Source organism: Flavobacterium faecale, from assembly GCF_003076455.1.
Taxonomy (GTDB): Bacteria; Bacteroidota; Bacteroidia; order Flavobacteriales; family Flavobacteriaceae; genus Flavobacterium; species Flavobacterium faecale.
Map to the genome: position 1 here is coordinate 3,278,737 of NZ_CP020918.1, position 19,911 is coordinate 3,298,647.

Sequence of the window (19,911 nt, forward strand, 5' to 3'; positions counted from 1 at the left end):
AAATAAATTGTGATATGATATTAATTTTTGAGTCGTATTAAAGATGGATTCAATTAGCAATTATGCTACTAAAATTATTCTTTTATATTACACAATCTTAAATGCTACTACACTTAAAGGAGGTAATGTGATCGCTACAGAAAAATCTCTTCCGTCATATGGTGATGACTCGATAGTAATTTTATCAGGACTTATTACTCCACTTCCACCATAAATTACATCGTCACTATTAAAAATTTCTTGTAATTTTCCTTTATGAGGTATTCCTATGCGATAGTCTTCTCTCACCACTTGTGTGAAATTGCAAATTACGATTACATTGTCTTTAGGATTGTTTCCTTTTCGAATAAATGACATTACTGCATTTTGATAATCTGAGTAATTGATCCATTCAAAACCTTCTGGACTAAATTGCTTTTCGTGCAAAGCAGGTTCTGTTCTGTATAACTTATTCAAAGCTGTAATGGTCTTCTTGACTCCTTCGTGTAATGGATACTGCAATAAATGCCAATCCAAACTCTCTTGGAAATTCCACTCCGCACTTTGACCAAATTCACAACCCATAAACAGTAATTTTGATCCTGGATGGGTGAACATATAACTATACAAAAGGCGTAAATTAGCAAATTTTTGCCATTCATCACCAGGCATTCTTCCTGCTATCGAATGCTTTCCATACACCACTTCATCATGTGATAATGGGAGCATAAAATTCTCAGTAAAAGCATAAGTCATCGAAAAAGTCAATTCATTCTGATGGTACTTTCTATACACCGTTTCTTTTTTGAAATATTCTAAAGTATCGTGCATCCAACCCATCATCCATTTCATTCCAAATCCTAATCCTCCAACAAAAGTTGGTCTAGAAACCATTGGGAACGAAGTACTTTCTTCGGCAATAGTTTGAACACCTTCAAAATTAGAATAAACCGCTTCGTTAAATTCTTTTAGAAAACTAATGGTATCTAAATTTTCTCTTCCACCAAATTCATTCGGCTCCCACTGCCCTTCTTCACGTGAGTAATCTAGGTAAAGCATAGACGCAACTGCATCTACACGTAAGGAATCAACATGGTAATGTTGTAACCAAAAAATGGCATTACTGATTAAAAAAGAACGAACTTCATTTCGTCCGTAATTAAAAACTAAGCTTTTCCAATCTGGGTGGTACCCTTTTCTTCGATCTGGATGTTCATATAAATTTGATCCATCGAAAAATCCAAGACCATGGGCATCATCAGGAAAATGAGAAGGTACCCAGTCTAAAATTACTCCAATACCAGCTTGGTGTAATTTATCTACCAAAACCATAAACTCTTGCGGATTACCAAAACGTGATGTAGGTGCAAAATACCCTACCAATTGATATCCCCATGAAGGATCATACGGATATTCCATCACTGGCATGAATTCTACATGTGTAAATCCTGTTTCTTTAACGTACTGTACTAAATCTTCTGCAAATTCTAAATAGGTTAGAAAACGATTTTCTTCGCCATGTCTTTTCCATGAACCCAAATGCACTTCATACACAGAGAAAGGTTTGTCAAGACTATTGTGGTCTTTCCTGTTTTTCATCCATTTGGAATCTTTCCATTTATAATCCAAATCCCAAACTACAGAAGCAGTATGTGGTGGTTTTTCGCAGTAAAAAGCAAATGGATCTGCTTTTTCTGTGATAATCCCACCATTATCGGATTGAATTTTATATTTGTAAGTTGCTCCTTTTTCGACATTCGGGATAAAACCTTCCCAAATTCCTGACGAATCCCATCTTACTTCAAGTTGGTGTTCTCCTTGAATCCAGTAATTGAAATCACCAACAACGGAAACCGTGCGGGCAGTTGGAGCCCAAACAGCGAAATAAACGCCTTTTACTCCGTCTACTTCAATAAGATGCGCACCTAATTTTTCATACAATCTGAAATGCTTTCCAGCTTTAAACAAATCGATATCAAAATCGGTAAAAAGAGAATACGTTTGTACTTTATTCATTTTTTGGTTTATTTTCTTAAACATTGCTATTTTTCTGCAATGTTCCGTTAGTAATAGACTTGTTTATTGCTGAATTTTAAACAAATGAAAGGGTAGATCAGGACTCACTTCGACATAATTCCATTCTCTGTCCCATAGATAACTGTTTCCAGTGATTAAGTCCACGATTCGAATTGGATTGACTCCCAATTTCTCAATTGGCAACCGCACCATTCCTGTTTGCGTGTTATGAGCATCCAGATTAACGATCATCAAAGTTTTGTTGTTCAAATCATCATCAAATTTGTAATACGCAATTAGATTATCATTATTAGTATCACAAAAAACAATATTATTGGTCTGTTGTAATGAAGCTTGTTCTTTTCGAATACCATTTATCTTGGTAATCAAACGTGTGATTTTATTCTCGATCGTCCAATCCCACTTGTATACTTGATATTTTTCAGAGTTCAGATACTCCTCTTTTCCAGCAGCCATCGGTTCGCACACACGGTACTCAAAAACAGGACCGTAGATACCAACACTTGAACTTAGAGTTGCCGCTAAGAAATACTTTTGTAAATGAGTCGATTCGTTACCACTTTGCAAAGCAAAAGGATTAATATCAGGTGTATTAGGCCAGAAATTAGGACGATAAAATTCTTTTTGCTCAGATTGGGTCAATTCGCTTACATACTCAGTTAGCTCATGTTTAGAGTTTCTCCAAGTAAAATAAGTATAGGATTGGCTAAATCCTTGCTTGGCCAGTTCATTCATTATTTTTGGACGTGTAAAAGCTTCAGCCAAAAACAAAACATCTGGATGTTTCTTTTTGATTTCACCTATCAACCATCCCCAGAAGTAGAAAGGCTTAGTGTGCGGATTGTCAACACGAAAGATCTTTATGTTACAATCTTCAATCCAAAATAAAGCAACGTCTAATAGTTCCTTCCAAAGATTTTTCCAGTCGGAACTTTCAAAATAAATGGGTTGAATATCTTGGTATTTTTTAGGCGGATTTTCAGCATATTGTACCGTTCCATCTGGTCTCCATTTGAACCATTGCGGAAAATCTTTTACATACGGGTGATCTGGTGCTGCTTGCAAGGCATAATCCATTGCTACTTCAATTCCCCAGTCTTGTGCTTTTTTTACTAGCGATTTAAAATCGTCAATAGAACCCAATTCTGGATGTGTAGATTTGTGCCCTCCTTTTTCAGATCCAATTCCCCATGGAGAACCTACATCACCGTGCTCTGCAGAAGTTGCATTATTTTTTCCTTTTCTATTTACCTCCCCAATTGGGTGAATTGGTGGAAAATACAAAGTATCAAATCCCATTTGCGCTACTCTAGGCAATAATCGTTCACAGTCTTTGAATGTACCATGTTGACCATCATGCTCTGAAGCTGATCTAGGAAAAAATTCATACCAAGTACTAAATAGTGCTTTTTTACGGTCTACATAAACCTCCAATACCAATGATTGATTGGCTAGTAAACGAGTAGGGTATTTTTTGAATATCTCCGTTAATCGAGCTGATGTAACCTCAGGAATAGCTTGGTCGTATTCTGACTCTGTTTTCAACAGATATTCCAAATGACCTAAGTAGCCTCTCTCATCATGCGTGGCTACCTCGAGTAAAGCGTGTACATATTCTGCACCTTCAAGTAATTCTGATTTTACGTATTGGTTGTCTTGGATTTTTCGATCTGTACCATGTTGCCAATTTAAAGCATAGTCTACCCAACCTTCCACAAAATAGCTGTAGGTACCTTGTTTTTCAACTTTAAAATCAGCAAACCATTCATCATTTACGGTAGGCGTCATTCTAACTTCGCTCCAATTTGTTTCGTCTTCATGCTTGTATTTTACACAAACTTCAATAACATCGTGTCCGTCTGAGAAAACTGCGGCAGTAACGTGTACAGGTTGACCAACTATTCGCTTTACCGGAAAAGCGCCACTATCTAATTGTGGTAAAACATTTTCTATTACAATTCGGGTTTGATTCTGCATCTTTTAAATGTATCTCTTTTCTAAATTTAATATTTATAACTATCGAGTTTTATACGATTGGTTAAGTTCTTATTTGATTACGTAATTATCCGGAATTGTAACTCCTTTTTTAATTACTACAATCCCTTCTTTTACAGAATAAAGTTCATTAGTTGAATTTTCTAATTGATCACCACCAATAATTTCGACATCGTTACCAATGCGACAGTTTTTATCAATAAGTGCATTTTTTATAAAACATCTTTCACCAATTCCCATTAAGATTTTGTCATTGCTTAGATCTTTCTCCATCTGTTCAATGCTTTGATAGATGTCGTTACCCATGACATAGCAATTTTGAATGACAGTATCTTTACCAATTCTAGATCGAATTCCGATTACAGACTTGGTGATTTCTTTAGCATTTAAAATACAACCTTCAGAAATTAAAGATCGATCAATTAATGTGTTTTGGAATTTTGACGGAGGTAATAATCTTGGTCTTGTGAAAATTTTATTATCGTTATCAAACAAATTAAATTTAGGCACATCATCTGTCAAGCCGATATTAGCTTCAAAGAAAGAATCAATATTACCAATATCTGTCCAATATCCTTCATATTGGTAGCTCAGTACTTTTCTAGTAGAAACAGACTGCGGAATAATTTCTTTTCCGAAATCTTTCGTTTCTGGGTCATTCATCAGGTCAACTAAAAGGTCTTTGTTGAAAATGTAAATTCCCATTGAGGCCAAATATAGTTTACCTTCAGCTTTCATCTCGTCACTTACTTCAGAAGACCAATCAGTTAATAAAGACTGAACTGGTTTTTCAATAAAGGACTCGATAAAACTGTCACTATTTGTTTTTAAGATTCCGAAATCTGATGCGTCTTTAGCATTCACCGGTAAGGTTGCAATAGAAATTTCTGCATCTTTACGAATGTGCTCTTCAATCATTTCATTTAGATCCATTTGGTACAATTGATCACCAGATAAAATTAAAGCGTAATCAAAATCATGATTTAAAAAATGTGGCATACACTGTCTTACAGCATCCGCAGTACCTTGAAACCAAGTTGGATTGTCAGGAGTTTGTTCTGCAGCAAGAATATCTACGAAGGCTTGACTAAAAGCACTGAAAACATATGTGTTTTTAATATGCGCATTTAATGAAGCAGAATTAAATTGTGTCAAGACAAACATCCTATAAATATCTGAATTCATACAGTTTGAAATGGGAATATCGACTAATCTATACTTTCCTCCAATTGGTACTGCCGGTTTTGACCTTGACTCAGTCAAAGGGTATAACCTTGAACCTTGCCCACCTCCTAGAATAATCGCAATCACATTTTTTCTTTTCGCTTTCATCTTTTTACTTTGTTATTAAGTTGTAAATTTTTAAATATTCTTGATATGCCTTGTTCCAGGAATGATCTAATTGCATTCCCGCTTTTCTTATAGTATGTAATTGTATTTTATTTTCGAATAATAAAATAGCTCTTTCGATAGCTACTTCAATATCCTCTACTTCGGCTTTTTCAAAACAAATCCCTAGCCCATTTTCCATACTATCGGTTACAGTATCCTTCAATCCTCCTGTTCTACGTACTATTGGTATTGAACCATATCGGTATGCATACATTTGATTCAAACCACAAGATTCTGTGCGTGATGGCATTAATAAAAAGTCAGAACCCGCATAAATTTGGTGTGCTAAATTTTCATTAAAACCAATGAAACATTTATAAAACCTCTGATAATCAATCAACAAAGCCATTAGTTCTTGTTCGATAGCTTTATTACCTGTCCCCAAGATAAGAATATTAAATTTATCAGCGTTTTCTTGTTGTATTTTTTTTATAAAATCGCATAATAAATCAGCACCTTTCTCTTCAAAGAGGCGACCTATGAAGCTTATTAATGGTTTATTAACATCGAAATTATACATTTCACAAAGTTTCTCCTTATTGATACTTTTACCAATGTCGAAATTTTCATAATTATATGTAGCTGCAATAACTGGATCTGTAGCAGGATTCCATAAAACATCATCGATACCATTTAGGATTCCCTTTGATTTGTAACGAACCTCTCTGAACAAATGTTCTAGCCCATATCCATGCTCATTAATTTCGTTCAAATAAGTTGGTGAAACGGTTGTAATTACTCGAGCAGATCGTAAACCAACTGCAATCGAATTGATTCTTCCACCCCACTCTAGCAAGTTGGTTTTGGATAAATCATAAGTTGGGAAGTAATGTAATTTATCAAAACCAAACTGTCCTTGATACAATGCATTATGAATAGTAAGTACCGTAGGTAAATCTCTTATTTTGTTGAACTCAATGCCATTATACATCATAAATGGCACAAGAGCCGTGTGATGATCATGACAATGAATTATGTCTGGTTGTGTATCTAGGCTATTAATCCATTGCAAAAATGCTTTTTGGAATGACATAAACCGTTCAATATCGTCCTCATAACCGTATATAGCATCTCTATCGAATAAGTCAGGTATCGAAATCAAAATCAGTTCAAATCCTAAAGAGTTGTCCCGTTCCTTGCAAACTGTAAATGGAAAATTAAATTGACCAAGTTGTACCTGGCCATGGTAAAGTATCACAAATTCATTTTCGGAAGTAAATGGTGTACTATAATAAGGTAGTACTACTTGAACGTCTTCTCCTTTTTGCTGTTGTGTTTTAGCCAAGGAATCAACGACATCACCCAAGCCACCTACTTTGGCAACTGGATAACATTCTGCAGTAAGGTGAATAATCTTCATCTAAATCCTCTTTATAAACTAGTGGCTAACAAAGCTATTGTGATTAACATTTTACCTTTTCGAAAATAGTATAAATTCCTGAATAAATGAATTTAACTTTTAATAAAAATAGTAAAAAAACAAGGAGCTTGAGCAATAATCAAAAATTTAATAAATCGTTAGAGATTAGTGGTAATCCTAGTAATTTGGGCTTGTAAGTTGAAGTAACAGTTGTAAAACCTAGTAAATAGTTAGTTAATTGTCCCTACTATCAAATTAATAATACAAAGCAAATAGGAACGTAGTTTCAAATATGACTTTATCCCTTAGTAATTGGCAGATATAAGAAATCATAAAAGTATTCACTATACTCAAATTAAGATTTGAAAAAAATATGATATAAAATGGACTTGCTTAAATTGATATCTTTAAAAATAAACTATTTTTACTCGATTATAAATGTTTTAAATACTACCTTGTATGTCTATTCTAAGTAAAGTACAGTCATTGTTCTACTATAGCCGGTTGTCAGGAATAATTTTGTCGGTTGTACTAATTTGTTTGATTGGTTTTCTAGATATATGTACAGGTGTAGAGATGGCTTTTTCCTTATTTTATGTAATTCCTATCGTTTTACTGTCAGTTCAACAAAAAACTGCCAAAATAGATGTTATTTTTTGTGCTACTTTATCAGCTGGATCTTGGTGCTATTCTGAATATACTGTAGTTTCCTTTTCTCATTACTTCTTCCCGATTTGGAATACTGGGGTTCGTTTTTCCTTATTTTTAATTATTGGAGTACTTATGTTTAACTTAAAACAAAAGGACAGACGACTTAGCGAAGTGAACCGAAAGTTATTGCAATTAAACACTGAGAAAAACAAATTTATAGGTATAGCAGCACATGATTTGGCAAATCCAATCGGTATGATTCAAAGTTTTTCTGACTTACTTATAGAAAGCTGCGCTGAAAACCATATTGTAGAAGTAAGCGAAGGACTTGAAGTTATAAAAACGTTGAGTACTAATAGCATGTCTGTACTGAAGAATTTGCTGAATGTTTCGGTAATCGAATCGGGTAAAATTGACTTGAAAGTACAAGAGCTCGATTATATTGAATTCATCAAGAAACAAGTGGAATACAATAACATCTTGGCACACAATAAGAATATTCACATCGAGTTTGAAAGTACCATAGATTCGGTTACAATGTCTTATGATGCTCATTATTTAGGTCAAGTCACCGGAAATTTATTATCGAATGCCATTAAATATTCTCCCTCAGGAAGTACCATTTCTGTTCGAGTACTAGCTGAAAATAATTATTTGGTTACCGAAGTCAAAGACCAAGGGAAAGGAATTCCTGAAAAAGAGCAAGGTGAATTATTTATGTATTTTCAAAAATCAAGTACACAACCGACCGCGGGAGAAAGTAGCACCGGACTTGGTTTGGCAATTGCAAAACAAATTGTAAATTTACATCAAGGAACAATTGGCTTGAAAAGTAAAATTAATGAAGGTGCAACGTTCTATTTTTCCCTTCCTATAAAAAATTAATTTTATCCTGCTATTTTCCCAATTAAAAGAATACGAATTTTAAAAAAAAACATCACATGAGTTATAAAGTAGAAAAATCTGAAAGCGAATGGAAAGATCAACTAGGTGCTGAGCGTTTTAGAATATTACGTGAAAAAGGGACAGAATACCCACATACGGGAGCTTATAATATGCATTACGAAAAAGGTGTGTATTGTTGTGGCGCCTGTGGAGAGCAACTATTTGAAAGTAATTCAAAATTTGATGCACATTGCGGATGGCCATCTTTTGACGAAGCAATCCCAGGGAAAGTAAAAAATGTATTAGATAAAACTCACGGCATGATTCGAACAGAGGTTGTTTGTGCCAACTGCGGTGGGCACTTAGGACATGTATTTAATGACGGTCCTACACCAACGGGAGAACGTTTTTGTGTGAATTCGTTGTCCATTGATTTTAAAGTAGAAGAGTAAAATATAAAGCAAAAAAAAACTCCAACAAAAATGTTGGAGTTTCTTGGTGGGCGATGAGGGGTTCGAACCCCCGACCCCCTCGGTGTAAACGAGGTGCTCTGAACCAGCTGAGCTAATCGCCCTATTTTACTAGGTTGTAATTATTACTAATTACCTGCTAAACATTTTTAAAGATAATGTTTGAATCTTGTGGGCGATGAGGGGTTCGAACCCCCGACCCCCTCGGTGTAAACGAGGTGCTCTGAACCAGCTGAGCTAATCGCCCTATTTTACTAGGTCGCTATCATTGTGTGATTGCGACTGCAAATGTAAGACGAGTTTTTGAATATACAATACTTTTTGAAGAAAATTTAAATTAAAAAAGCCTATTTTTTTCTTTAGAACTCATTAACAACTAATTATGAATTGTCCATCAGAATAGATTTTTTTTGTACTAACTATATATAGTACATTTGCACCAAAAATATAACTCAATGGCTCGTTTTAAAGAAAATGATTTACCTAAAGCAAAACTAAATACTAGTTCGCTACAAAAGGCTTTGCGAATTTTTAAATACTCCAAAAATCAAAAGTGGAAGTTCTTTGTTGGCTTGCTTTTTTTATTATTAACTAGCGCCACTGCCCTAGCCTTTCCAAAATTGATGGGAATGCTTGTGGACTGTGTGTCTACCAAAGATTTAGACAAAGCCAACCAAATTGCATTGGCATTGATGGGAATTTTAGTATTGCAAGCTGTATTTTCGTTTTTTAGAATCTCGTTGTTCGTAAATTTTACCGAGAATACTTTATCTAACATCCGTTTTGCATTGTATGAGAATTTAATAAAACTACCCATGTCGTTTTTCTCTCAAAAGCGCGTTGGTGAATTAAACAGTCGCATCAGTGCTGATATTTCGCAACTACAAGATACGCTTACTACAACCATTGCCGAATTTTTAAGACAGTTTATTCTTATCGTTGGTGGTTTTATTATCCTAGGGAGTATCAGTCCAAATCTTACTATTATGATGCTTTGCATTGTTCCCGTGGTAGCCGTTGCTGCGGTCATATTTGGTCGTTTTATTCGAAAATACGGAAAAATGACGCAAGACAAAGTAGCCGAAAGCCAGGTGATTGTTGAAGAAACCTTGCAAGGAATTACCAATGTTAAATCGTTTGCTAATGAATGGTATGAATTAGAACGCTACAAAAACAAAATAAGAGAAATTGTTGCTATCGCTATCAAAGGAGGTCAATACAGAGGGTATTTTGCATCGTTTATCATATTATGTTTATTCGGTTGCGTAGTAGCTGTCGTTTGGTACGGAATCACTTTGACTATCAAAGGTGAAGTCGAAGGTGTTGGAGATTTAATTTCCTTTATATTGTACACTACTTTTATCGGTGCTTCTTTTGGTGGAATTGCCGAAATGTATGCGCAAATTCAAAAAGCAGTTGGTGCTACAGAACGTGTTTTTGAATTATTAGACGAAGTTCCTGAAGCAATTAATACCCAACCTAACCCAAATAGCGTTCAAAAAATCAAAGGAATCGTTAGTTTTAAAGATGTTGCGTTTAGTTATCCTTCTCGAAAAGAAATTAAAGTCTTGAAAAACGTTAATTTCAATGCTGGCTTTGGACAAAAAATTGCCGTAGTTGGACCAAGTGGTGCCGGAAAATCAACTATTGCTTCCCTCCTGTTACGTTTTTATGATATTGAAAGTGGAGAAATTATTATTGATGGGAAAAATATTTATGACTATGACCTGGAAGAACTTCGTGGTAATATGAGTATAGTTCCTCAAGATGTAATTCTTTTTGGAGGTACTATCAAAGAAAATATTGCTTACGGAAAACCAAATGCAACAAATGACGAAATTATAGCTGCAGCAAAACAAGCAAATGCTTTGAATTTTATCGAAAGCTTTCCTGAAAAATTTGAAACCATTGTGGGAGAAAGAGGAATTAAACTTTCTGGAGGACAAAGACAACGTATTGCGATCGCACGTGCGTTACTCAAAAACCCTAGTATTTTGATTCTGGACGAAGCAACATCGTCATTGGATAGTGAAAGTGAAAAATTAGTGCAAGAAGCACTTGAGATTTTGATGCAAGGTCGTACGAGTATCATTATTGCACACCGATTATCGACTATTCGATCTGCAGACCAAATATTAGTACTTGACAACGGAATCATTGCCGAACAAGGAACACACCAAGACTTGATTACCCTTGAAAACGGAATCTATAAAAACTTAAGTAATTTGCAATTTAGCAATTCATAAGTTACTACTGTATAAAAAAGCTCCAAGAGAACTGTTCTTTTGGAGCTTTTTTTATGCTATATATTTTTGGTTATTTCTTCCTGCGGGATCGTTCTGTTTGTAATAAATTTAATTCTCTACTCGTTTGTCCTGCAACTGAGGTGTTTTCTTCTGCACGACGAATCAAATACGGCATCACGTCTTTCACAGGACCAAAAGGCAAATATTTTGCTACGTTATAACCGTGATCGGCTAGATTATAACTTATATGATCACTCATTCCGTACAATTGTCCAAACCAAATTGTAGCTGTATCAGGTGCTAACCCTTTTTCTTTCATGATCTGAATCAAATCCAACGAACTTTGCTCGTTGTGCGTCCCGAAAAAACTTGCAATACGATTTGTGTGGTCTAACATATAAATTGCGGTAGCATCAAAATTTTGATCTGTAATCGCTTTACTAGCGCAAATAGGAGATTTGTACCCTTTTGCAATTGCACGATTGTTTTCTTTTTCCATGTATGCGCCACGAACCAACTTTATTCCGATATGAAAATTTTCGGCTGTAGCAATTGCATTTATTTCTTTTAAATAATCCAGTCTATCCCAGCGGTACAACTGTAATGTATTATAGACAATTGCTTTTTCTTTATTATACATGCGCATCATATCAAGAATCAAATCATCGGCTGCTTTTTGCATCCAACTTTCTTCAGCATCAATTAATAAAGCCACATCTGCTTGATGAGCGGTCTTACATATTAACTCGAATCGTCTCAAAATTACATTCCACTCCTTTAATTCGGCATCATTAAGCTCCTGACCCGCACTAATTTTTTCGAATAATAAAAAGCGCCCGATACCTGTAGGCTTAAATACAGCAAAAGGTATTGCTTGTTTTTCCTGTCCAAATTTGATTGTTTTCAGAATCATTTGGGTAGCCGCTTCAAATTGCGCTTCCTCTTCTTTTCCTTCTACAGAGTAATCCAAAACCGAGGAAACTCCTTTGGTATGCATTTTATCCACTACCTTTAAACAGTCTTGCTCGTTTATACCACCACAAAAATGATCAAAAACAGTAGCGCGAATCAAACCTTCAACGGGTAAATGTACTTTAAACGCAAAATTGGTCACCGCAGTACCTATGCGCACAAGTGGCTCATTGGCAATCATTTTAAACAAAAAATAAGCTCTTTCAAGCTCTGTATCGCTTTTCAAAGCAAAAGCAACTTTAGTATCTTCAAAAATTGTGTTCATACAATAAAATTTTGTTTAAAAATAGTAATTAAGAATCACCAATTGGCAACTATATCACAAAATTTATAAAAAAAGTTTAAAATTTACATCATAGTTATTTGTCAATCAAACGAGAAGAATATACCACTGTATTTTTAGCGAAAAGCAAAGGAATAAAATTAAAAAAAATGTAGATTTGCAAAACTTTTTGGGACGCCTTTTTATGTTCTTAAAAGCAAGAGAGTTTACTCTATTTCGAACTTATTGCAAAATTAAAATACGATATGTCTTTACAATCTCATACTATACAAGCCGTTGACCATCCGATACACTTTAATGAAAAAGGATATGAAGCTCTAAATGCACATTTAAAAGCAACTAAATATTCTAACCTATTTATTATTGTAGACAGTAATACAAATGAATTTTGCTTGCCGGTGTTTTTGCCACTTTTAGAAACCACCTTGGCAATTGAGATTATTGAATTTGAGGCAGGTGAAATCAACAAAAACATTGATACTTGTGTTGAATTATGGAATGTTTTGACCGATCTTAACGGAGACAGAAAATCACTGGTTATCAATCTAGGTGGTGGAGTTGTCACTGATCTAGGCGGTTTTGTAGCGTCAACCTTCAAAAGAGGAATTGATTTTATAAATGTACCTACTACCCTTCTATCCATGGTAGATGCATCTGTAGGAGGTAAAAATGGTGTGGATCTTGGGAATTTAAAAAACCAAATTGGAGTTTTTAATTTGCCTAAAATGGTAATCGTAGACACGGAATACCTTGCTACTGTACCACAAAATGAAATGCGCTCCGGATTGGCAGAAATGTTGAAACACGGTCTTATATTCGATAAAAACTACTGGGAACACTTTTTGAACATTCGATCAATAAACTTTGCACAATTAGATGAATTGATTTTTCGCTCTGTCGAAATAAAAAATGAAATCGTAACCGCAGATCCTACGGAGAAGAATATTCGAAAAGCACTAAACTTTGGACACACCCTTGGACACGCCATAGAAAGCTACTTCTTGGAGAACGAAGACAAAACAACATTGCTTCATGGAGAAGCTATTGCTGTTGGAATGATTTTGGAAAGCTATATTTCGCTACACAAAAACTTAATTACAGAAGCCGAATTTGATCAGATTAAAACTACTATCAAATCGATCTACCAAGACATAACTTTTGACAACCAAGACATCAACCCGATACTTGAATTGTTGATCCATGATAAAAAAAATGAATATGGTACAATTCAGTTTGCCTTAATTCAAGGAATCGGAAAAATTATTATCAATCAAACGGTTGAAAATGAATTGATTCTTAAAGCTTTTGTTGATTATCAATCTTAATATATTTTTACCATAAAAGGATTGGATTACGTCTATATATTTTTTTACATTTGCGCCAATGAAAACTAATCAAAAACAAGGAAAAAACACTTCTCGAAGAAGGCAAAAAAGCAGCTCATTCTTAGGCTTGCTTAAACGCTTCTTTTCCATTAGAGGTAACTTTATTTTTGATGTTTTTCAATATCTAAAAATGGAGAATGAAAAACTGCAGATTATCTATGCAAATATTCGGGTTTGAATTGTAGGGTTTTTTTAAAGTGCATACATTAAAATATTCTAAATTCTTAAACGAACAACAATGAACACCAAATATTCTGACTTAATTAATCAAACGTATTATTTTCCACAAGAAGAGTTTAATTTAAACAAAGACAACCTTCAGTTTCACAATATTGATTTGATGAAATTGGTTGAACAATACGGTACACCATTAAAATTCACGTATTTACCTCAAATTTCGAACAACATCAACAAAGCCAAAAATTGGTTTCGTAAATCGATGGAAAAAAACAAATACGAGGGAAAATACTATTATTGCTATTGCACGAAAAGCTCTCATTTTGAATACATTATGAATGAAGCTTTTAAAAATAACATTCACATTGAAACTTCTTCTGCATTTGATATCAATATTGTTGAAAATCTATTGCAAAATGGAAAAATCAACAAAAGCACTTATGTAATCTGTAACGGTTTCAAAAGAGATCAGTACATTGACAACATTGCTAGATTAATCAATAACGGACACAAAAATACGATTCCGATTATTGATAATTATGAGGAACTTGACTTGTTGCAAGCAGAAATTAAAGGGAAGTTCAAAATCGGAATTAGAATTGCTGCCGAAGAAGAGCCTAAATTTGAATTCTATACCTCTAGATTAGGAATTGGATACAAAAATATTGTACAATTCTATAAAAAACAAATTCAAGAAAACGATAAGTTAGAATTGAAAATGTTGCACTTTTTTATCAATACTGGTATCAACGATACAGCTTACTATTGGAATGAGTTGGTAAAATGTATAAAAGTGTACATTGCCTTGAAAAAAGAATGTCCAAGTTTGGACGGTTTGAATATTGGTGGAGGTTTTCCGATCAAAAATTCATTGGCTTTTGAATATGACTACCAATATATGATTGACGAAATTATCAATCAAATTAAAATTGCTTGTGATGAAGCTGAAGTAGATGTTCCAAACATTTTTACAGAATTTGGTTCGTTTACTGTTGGTGAAAGTGGTGGCGCAATCTACCAAGTACTTTACCAAAAGCAACAAAATGATAGAGAGAAATGGAACATGATAGATTCTTCTTTCATCACTACCTTACCGGATACTTGGGCTATCAACAAACGTTTTATCATGCTAGCGGTAAACCGTTGGAATGAGACTTACGAGCGGGTTCTATTGGGAGGAATGACATGTGATAGCGATGATTATTACAACTCTGAACAAAATATGAACGCGATCTATTTACCAAAATACAACAAAGAGAAACCGTTGTATATTGGATTTTTTAATACAGGCGCTTACCAAGAAACAATTGGAGGATACGGAGGATTACACCACTGCTTGATTCCGCAACCAAAACATATACTGATAGATAGGGATGAAAATGGGATTATGGCCACAGAGGTTTTCTCAGAACAACAGACCTCAGAAGATGTATTGAAAATTTTAGGGTACAAAGCAAAATAATAATTCAAATTAGTTATCGTTAAATTAAAAAAATCTTTACTTTTGAAATTGTAATCAGTTTCGAAAAACAGATTAAAAATATCTTTAAAAAAAATAAAATGAGTAAGGGACCTATTAGCCAATTTATAGAAAAACACTATTTGCATTTTAATTCAGCATCATTAGTTGATGCAGCAAAAGCATACGAACAACAATTAGCCAATGGTGCTAAAATGATGGTAAGTATGGCTGGAGCAATGAGTACAGCTGAAATTGGTAAAATATTTGCCGAAATTATTCGTCAAGATAAAGTTCAAATTATTTCTTGTACAGGAGCCAATCTTGAAGAAGACATCATGAACTTGGTTGCGCACTCACACTACGAGAGAGTTCCTAACTATAGAGATTTAACACCGCAAGACGAGTGGGATTTGCTAGAAAGAGGATTAAATCGTGTGACTGATACTTGTATTCCTGAGCATGAAGCTTTTAGAAGATTACAAAAACACATATTTAAAATCTGGAAAGATGCAGATGATAAAGGGGAACGTTATTTTCCTCATGAATTTATGTACAAAATGCTACTTTCTGGTGTTTTAGAAGAATACTACGAAATTGATTTAAAAGACAGTTGGATGTATGCAGCAGCAGAAAAAAACCTTCCGATTATTGTTCCAGGATGGGAAGATAGCACGATGGGTAACATCTTTGCTTCATACGTAATCAAAGGAGAGTTAAAAGCATCTACAATGAAATCTGGAATAGAATACATGGTATATCTTTCAGATTGGTATCCTAAAAATTCTGCTAACGGAATTGGATTCTTCCAAATTGGTGGTGGTATCGCAGGAGATTTTCCAATTTGCGTAGTACCTATGTTATACCAAGATATGGAAATGCATGATATTCCGTTTTGGAGCTACTTCTGTCAAATTTCTGACTCAACAACCAGTTATGGTTCGTATTCAGGAGCAGTACCAAACGAAAAAATCACTTGGGGTAAATTGGATATCAAAACACCTAAGTTTATTATAGAATCAGACGCTACAATTGTAGCTCCATTAATTTTTGCTTATTTATTAGATTTATAGAACATCATTATGAAAAGAGTAATTGTTGATTACGCAAAACTTACAAACGAGATTTTGAACCTATTGGTGGAGCGCTTCCCTGATGGTTACGATGATTCAGATATCATTCGATTTAGAAATGCTAAAAACGAATTGGTAGAAGCAGTAGAAGTACGTACAGAAGATACTATTTATTTAGTAAAAGTAAGTACCAAATTGGCTGATCGAATCGAAAACTATGATGAAGACGATGAAATTGATGATGTAATCGAACCAATCACACCAATTAAAGGAGTGGATTTGGATGATGACGAAGATGATGATGACGACGACGATAATCTTGACAAACCAGATCTTGATGACGACGATGAAGATTCTGATGACAGCAGAAGTTCAGACGATGATGACGACGACGATGATGAAGATTAATTTTTTCAATTAAATATAAAAGGAACTCCATATCGAGTTCCTTTTTTTTATCAGTACTATATTCTTTAGTGTAGTATTTTTAAAATAGAATAAGAACGGATAAAATTCGTTTTTTAGCCTTTTGACTGAATGTAGTTCCTTTTAACTTACTTGTGTATTACTTTACCTTTTTTTCATGATAACATCCACCTTACTCCACGAGACGCTCAAAATTAATTTTGGTTTTGAAAAATTCAGACCAAATCAAGAAAAAATTATAAATTCGATTTTATCTGGTAAGGATGCTTTGGCGATCATGCCTACAGGTGGTGGTAAATCAATTTGTTTTCAATTGCCTGCATTGTTATTTCCGGGTGTAACGATTGTCATTTCGCCACTAATAGCCTTAATGAAGGATCAAGTTGATAGTCTAAAAGCCAATGGTATAGAGGCTTGCTACATTAATAGTAGTCAGTCAAGCGCAGAGCAACAAGAGTATATTGAAAATATTATTAATCAAAAAATAAAACTCGTATACGTAGCACCGGAGAGTTTGGCTTACCTTGAAAATACTTTCAGTCAAATTACGGTTAGTTTAATTGCTATTGATGAAGCACATTGTATTTCGTCTTGGGGTCACGATTTTAGGCCAGCTTATACCAATTTGGGATATTTAAAAAAGCGCTTCCCTTCTACTCCAATTCTCGCTTTGACGGCGACAGCTGATAAAGCAACAAGAGAAGATATTAGTAAACAATTGAATTTGACATCTCCTGAGATTTCGATTTCTTCTTTCGATAGAAAAAATTTAAGCTTAGAAGTACGACCAGCTTTGGATCGTGTAAAGCAAATTATTGATTTTATTACTGACAAACCAAATGAATGCGGAATTGTCTATTGCCTTAGTAGAAAAACTACCGAGGAATTAGCCGAAAAACTTCAACGAACAGGTATAAATGCCAAAGCATATCATGCAGGACTAGATAACACGACAAGGGCAAAAACACAAGATGAATTTATAAATGACGATTGCCAAGTGGTATGTGCTACGATTGCTTTTGGAATGGGAATCGATAAATCGAATGTTCGCTGGGTAATTCATTATAATCTACCAAAAAATATTGAAGGTTATTATCAAGAAATTGGTCGTGCAGGCCGTGATGGTCTTCCGTCTGAAACTGTTTTATTCGAAAGTTATGGAGATGTGATTCAGTTGCAAAAATTTGCTTCACAAGGACTAAATGCTGAAGTGCAGTTGTCTAAACTAGAACGGATGAAACAATATGCGGATGCTGTGAGTTGCCGTAGAAAAATTTTACTCTCGTATTTTGGCGAAATAGTTACTGAGAATTGTGGAAATTGTGATGTTTGCAAAAATCCGCCTGCCTTTTTTGATGGTACCGTTTTGGCTCAAAAAGCACTTTCGGCAATTATTCGATTAAAAGAAACAGAACCATTACCTGTTATTGTTGATTTTTTAAGAGGTTCGAAAAATGCTCATATTCTAGAAAACAACTATCAGAATCTTAAAACTTACGGTGTTGGTACAGACGTATCTTGGTACGACTGGAATCAATACCTTATTCAGTTAATCAATCAAGGCTACTGCGAAATTGCTTTTCATTTAAAAAACCAAATCAAACTGACGCCTCTTGCGCACGAAGTTTTATTTAATGGCGAAAAAGTGCAATTAACGACGATACAAAAAGAAAATGCCGCCGATAAAGGAACTCAAAAAGAAGTGAAATCAGTCAAGGCCAAGAAAGATTCCTTATTTGAAGTTTTGCGCAAAATACGCTACGATATTTCTAAAAAAGACAATGTACCTGCTTATGTAGTTTTTAGTGATGCAGTATTAAAGGAGATTGAAACGCATCGACCAATGAGCGAAGAAGAACTATTAGCCATTGATGGAGTTGGAAAAGCAAAGCTCGAAAAATATGGACAAATCTTTATAACTGCGGTTGTAGATTTTCATAAGGCGAAAGCAATACAGCAAAAGAAAACATCAACAACATACAAAGAAACCTTAGCTATGCTTCAATCTGGCTTAACAGTGGACGAAATAGCAGTTAAAAGAGATTTAGGCAAGGGTACGATCATGTCACATGTAGCAAAATTATACGAAGACGGTCATCCTATTGACTTGTACCAATTTGTAAGTAAGGAGGAAGTAGCAAGAGTAGCGAAGGCAAAAATTTTCTTAGAAACTCCAACTGCCCTGAAACCTTATTTCGATTATTTTGAAGAAGCGATGCCTTATGACAAGATTAGACTTAGCTTATCTATTTTGTCTAAATTATAGCTTTAAATCAGTTTTTAAGAGGTTAACAGAGTGACGTCACATTTTTAAAACCGAATATAAAATTTCAAAATTAGTTTTGTGCAGTTGGTCAAGTATTGTTGATTTCTATCTTAATGATATTTAACTTTCACCTTTTTCTAAATGAATTCAGGTAAGAGTATAGTTAAGATATAAAATAAAAATAGTACCATGAAATTGGACTATCCTGATACAAGCTTGTAAGAATGAAAAGGCAAAGCAATATATAATCGGCATACCTTAGCTGTAATTATAAAACAATAAAAAAAGCCACGAATCGCAATGATTCGTGGCTTCTCTATTTTATATTGGTTTCATTTTATAAGTAACGATCTTGAAACACTTTTTGATGGTGTTTTTGATGTCCTATAATCAAAAAACCAAGCGCTCTAACTGAAATTGCATGATTTGAAGCTGTCCCCATTCGTGCTAGTTGTTCTGAAGAAAAACTTTTAAATAAAAACAATGTCGAAAATCGTACTGCTGATAACTCAGCAAGTAAATTTTGAATACCTCTACTATTTGCATCAGTATTGACTACATAATCATTTTCGTCAAATCCAGGCAAAGCTGTGGTATCATTTCTAGAAACTCGCAATGCTCGGTAGGCAAACACTCTTTCAGAATCAATTAAATGCTGAATGATATCTTTGATTGTCCACTTGCCTTCAGCATATCTGAAATCAAATTTATCCAAAGGAATATTTTGAACGAACTTTATAAATTGATGAAGACTTATTTCTAAGTCTTCAATCAAATCTTCATCTTCTAAAATAGCAACATATGGCGCATAAAATGCCGCATATTCTGAACTATTTAAATCGCTTACTTTCATAA

14 protein-coding genes and 2 tRNA genes are annotated in these 19,911 nt (G+C 34.3%); 8 read left to right on the top strand and 8 right to left on the bottom strand.

Features of this window, described 5'->3' with window-relative positions; translation table 11 throughout:
• Positions 1-87: 87 nt before the first annotated feature.
• The 4 genes from glgB to FFWV33_RS13980 all read right to left on the bottom strand — a co-directional run bounded on the left by glgB (position 88) and on the right by FFWV33_RS13980 (position 6,763).
• Positions 88-1,995, bottom strand: a complete 1,908-nt coding sequence (glgB, locus tag FFWV33_RS13965; RefSeq protein WP_108742561.1) for a 1,4-alpha-glucan branching protein GlgB — start codon at positions 1,993-1,995, stop codon at positions 88-90.
• Positions 1,996-2,058: 63 nt separating this feature from the next.
• Positions 2,059-3,993 carry a maltotransferase domain-containing protein gene (locus tag FFWV33_RS13970; protein WP_108741484.1) on the bottom strand — a complete coding sequence of 645 codons (1,935 nt, stop codon included), beginning with the start codon at positions 3,991-3,993 and terminating at the stop codon, positions 2,059-2,061.
• 69 nt (positions 3,994-4,062) lie between these two features.
• Complete coding sequence (locus tag FFWV33_RS13975) at positions 4,063-5,343, bottom strand: glucose-1-phosphate adenylyltransferase (RefSeq protein WP_108741485.1); 1,281 nt, start codon at positions 5,341-5,343, stop codon at positions 4,063-4,065.
• Between the two features lie 4 nt (positions 5,344-5,347).
• Positions 5,348-6,763 carry a glycogen synthase gene (locus FFWV33_RS13980; RefSeq protein WP_108741486.1) on the bottom strand — a complete coding sequence of 472 codons (1,416 nt, stop codon included), beginning with the start codon at positions 6,761-6,763 and terminating at the stop codon, positions 5,348-5,350.
• Positions 6,764-7,222: 459 nt separating this feature from the next.
• Between FFWV33_RS13980 and FFWV33_RS13985 the strand changes: the two genes are divergently transcribed.
• Together FFWV33_RS13985 and msrB are read left to right on the top strand one after the other, a co-directional pair.
• Positions 7,223-8,299 carry a sensor histidine kinase gene (locus tag FFWV33_RS13985; RefSeq protein ID WP_108741487.1) on the top strand — a complete coding sequence of 359 codons (1,077 nt, stop codon included), beginning with the start codon at positions 7,223-7,225 and terminating at the stop codon, positions 8,297-8,299.
• Positions 8,300-8,355: 56 nt separating this feature from the next.
• Positions 8,356-8,751, top strand: a complete 396-nt coding sequence (msrB, locus tag FFWV33_RS13990; protein ID WP_108741488.1) for a peptide-methionine (R)-S-oxide reductase MsrB — start codon at positions 8,356-8,358, stop codon at positions 8,749-8,751.
• 44 nt (positions 8,752-8,795) lie between these two features.
• On the opposite strand, the gene FFWV33_RS13995 is transcribed toward msrB, so the two are convergent.
• A tRNA-Val gene (locus FFWV33_RS13995) sits at positions 8,796-8,873 on the bottom strand.
• 68 nt (positions 8,874-8,941) lie between these two features.
• A tRNA-Val gene (locus FFWV33_RS14000) sits at positions 8,942-9,016 on the bottom strand.
• Between the two features lie 208 nt (positions 9,017-9,224).
• Between FFWV33_RS14000 and FFWV33_RS14005 the strand changes: the two genes are divergently transcribed.
• Positions 9,225-11,015, top strand: coding sequence for an ABC transporter ATP-binding protein (locus tag FFWV33_RS14005; protein ID WP_108741489.1), 1,791 nt, complete (start codon positions 9,225-9,227; stop codon positions 11,013-11,015).
• Between the two features lie 70 nt (positions 11,016-11,085).
• Here FFWV33_RS14005 and FFWV33_RS14010 read toward each other — a convergent pair whose 3' ends face one another.
• Positions 11,086-12,252 carry a proline dehydrogenase family protein gene (locus FFWV33_RS14010; RefSeq protein WP_108741490.1) on the bottom strand — a complete coding sequence of 389 codons (1,167 nt, stop codon included), beginning with the start codon at positions 12,250-12,252 and terminating at the stop codon, positions 11,086-11,088.
• A 263-nt stretch (positions 12,253-12,515) separates the two neighbouring features.
• Between FFWV33_RS14010 and aroB the strand changes: the two genes are divergently transcribed.
• The 5 genes from aroB to recQ all read left to right on the top strand — a co-directional run bounded on the left by aroB (position 12,516) and on the right by recQ (position 19,056).
• Positions 12,516-13,595 (top strand): 3-dehydroquinate synthase, encoded by a 1,080-nt coding sequence (aroB, locus tag FFWV33_RS14015; RefSeq protein ID WP_108741491.1) that lies wholly within the window; start codon positions 12,516-12,518, stop codon positions 13,593-13,595.
• A 298-nt stretch (positions 13,596-13,893) separates the two neighbouring features.
• Entirely contained in the window at positions 13,894-15,294 is a 1,401-nt protein-coding gene (locus FFWV33_RS14025) for a type III PLP-dependent enzyme domain-containing protein (protein WP_108741493.1), read from the top strand.
• 98 nt (positions 15,295-15,392) lie between these two features.
• Positions 15,393-16,364 (top strand): deoxyhypusine synthase family protein, encoded by a 972-nt coding sequence (locus FFWV33_RS14030; RefSeq protein WP_108741494.1) that lies wholly within the window; start codon positions 15,393-15,395, stop codon positions 16,362-16,364.
• A 9-nt stretch (positions 16,365-16,373) separates the two neighbouring features.
• Positions 16,374-16,772 (top strand): DNA primase, encoded by a 399-nt coding sequence (locus tag FFWV33_RS19320; protein ID WP_159086029.1) that lies wholly within the window; start codon positions 16,374-16,376, stop codon positions 16,770-16,772.
• A gap of 175 nt (positions 16,773-16,947) precedes the next feature.
• Entirely contained in the window at positions 16,948-19,056 is a 2,109-nt protein-coding gene (gene recQ / locus FFWV33_RS14040; protein ID WP_108741495.1) for a DNA helicase RecQ, read from the top strand.
• A 337-nt stretch (positions 19,057-19,393) separates the two neighbouring features.
• Here recQ and FFWV33_RS14045 read toward each other — a convergent pair whose 3' ends face one another.
• Positions 19,394-19,909 carry a DinB family protein gene (locus FFWV33_RS14045; protein ID WP_108741496.1) on the bottom strand — a complete coding sequence of 172 codons (516 nt, stop codon included), beginning with the start codon at positions 19,907-19,909 and terminating at the stop codon, positions 19,394-19,396.
• Between the last annotated feature and the right edge of the window lie 2 nt (positions 19,910-19,911).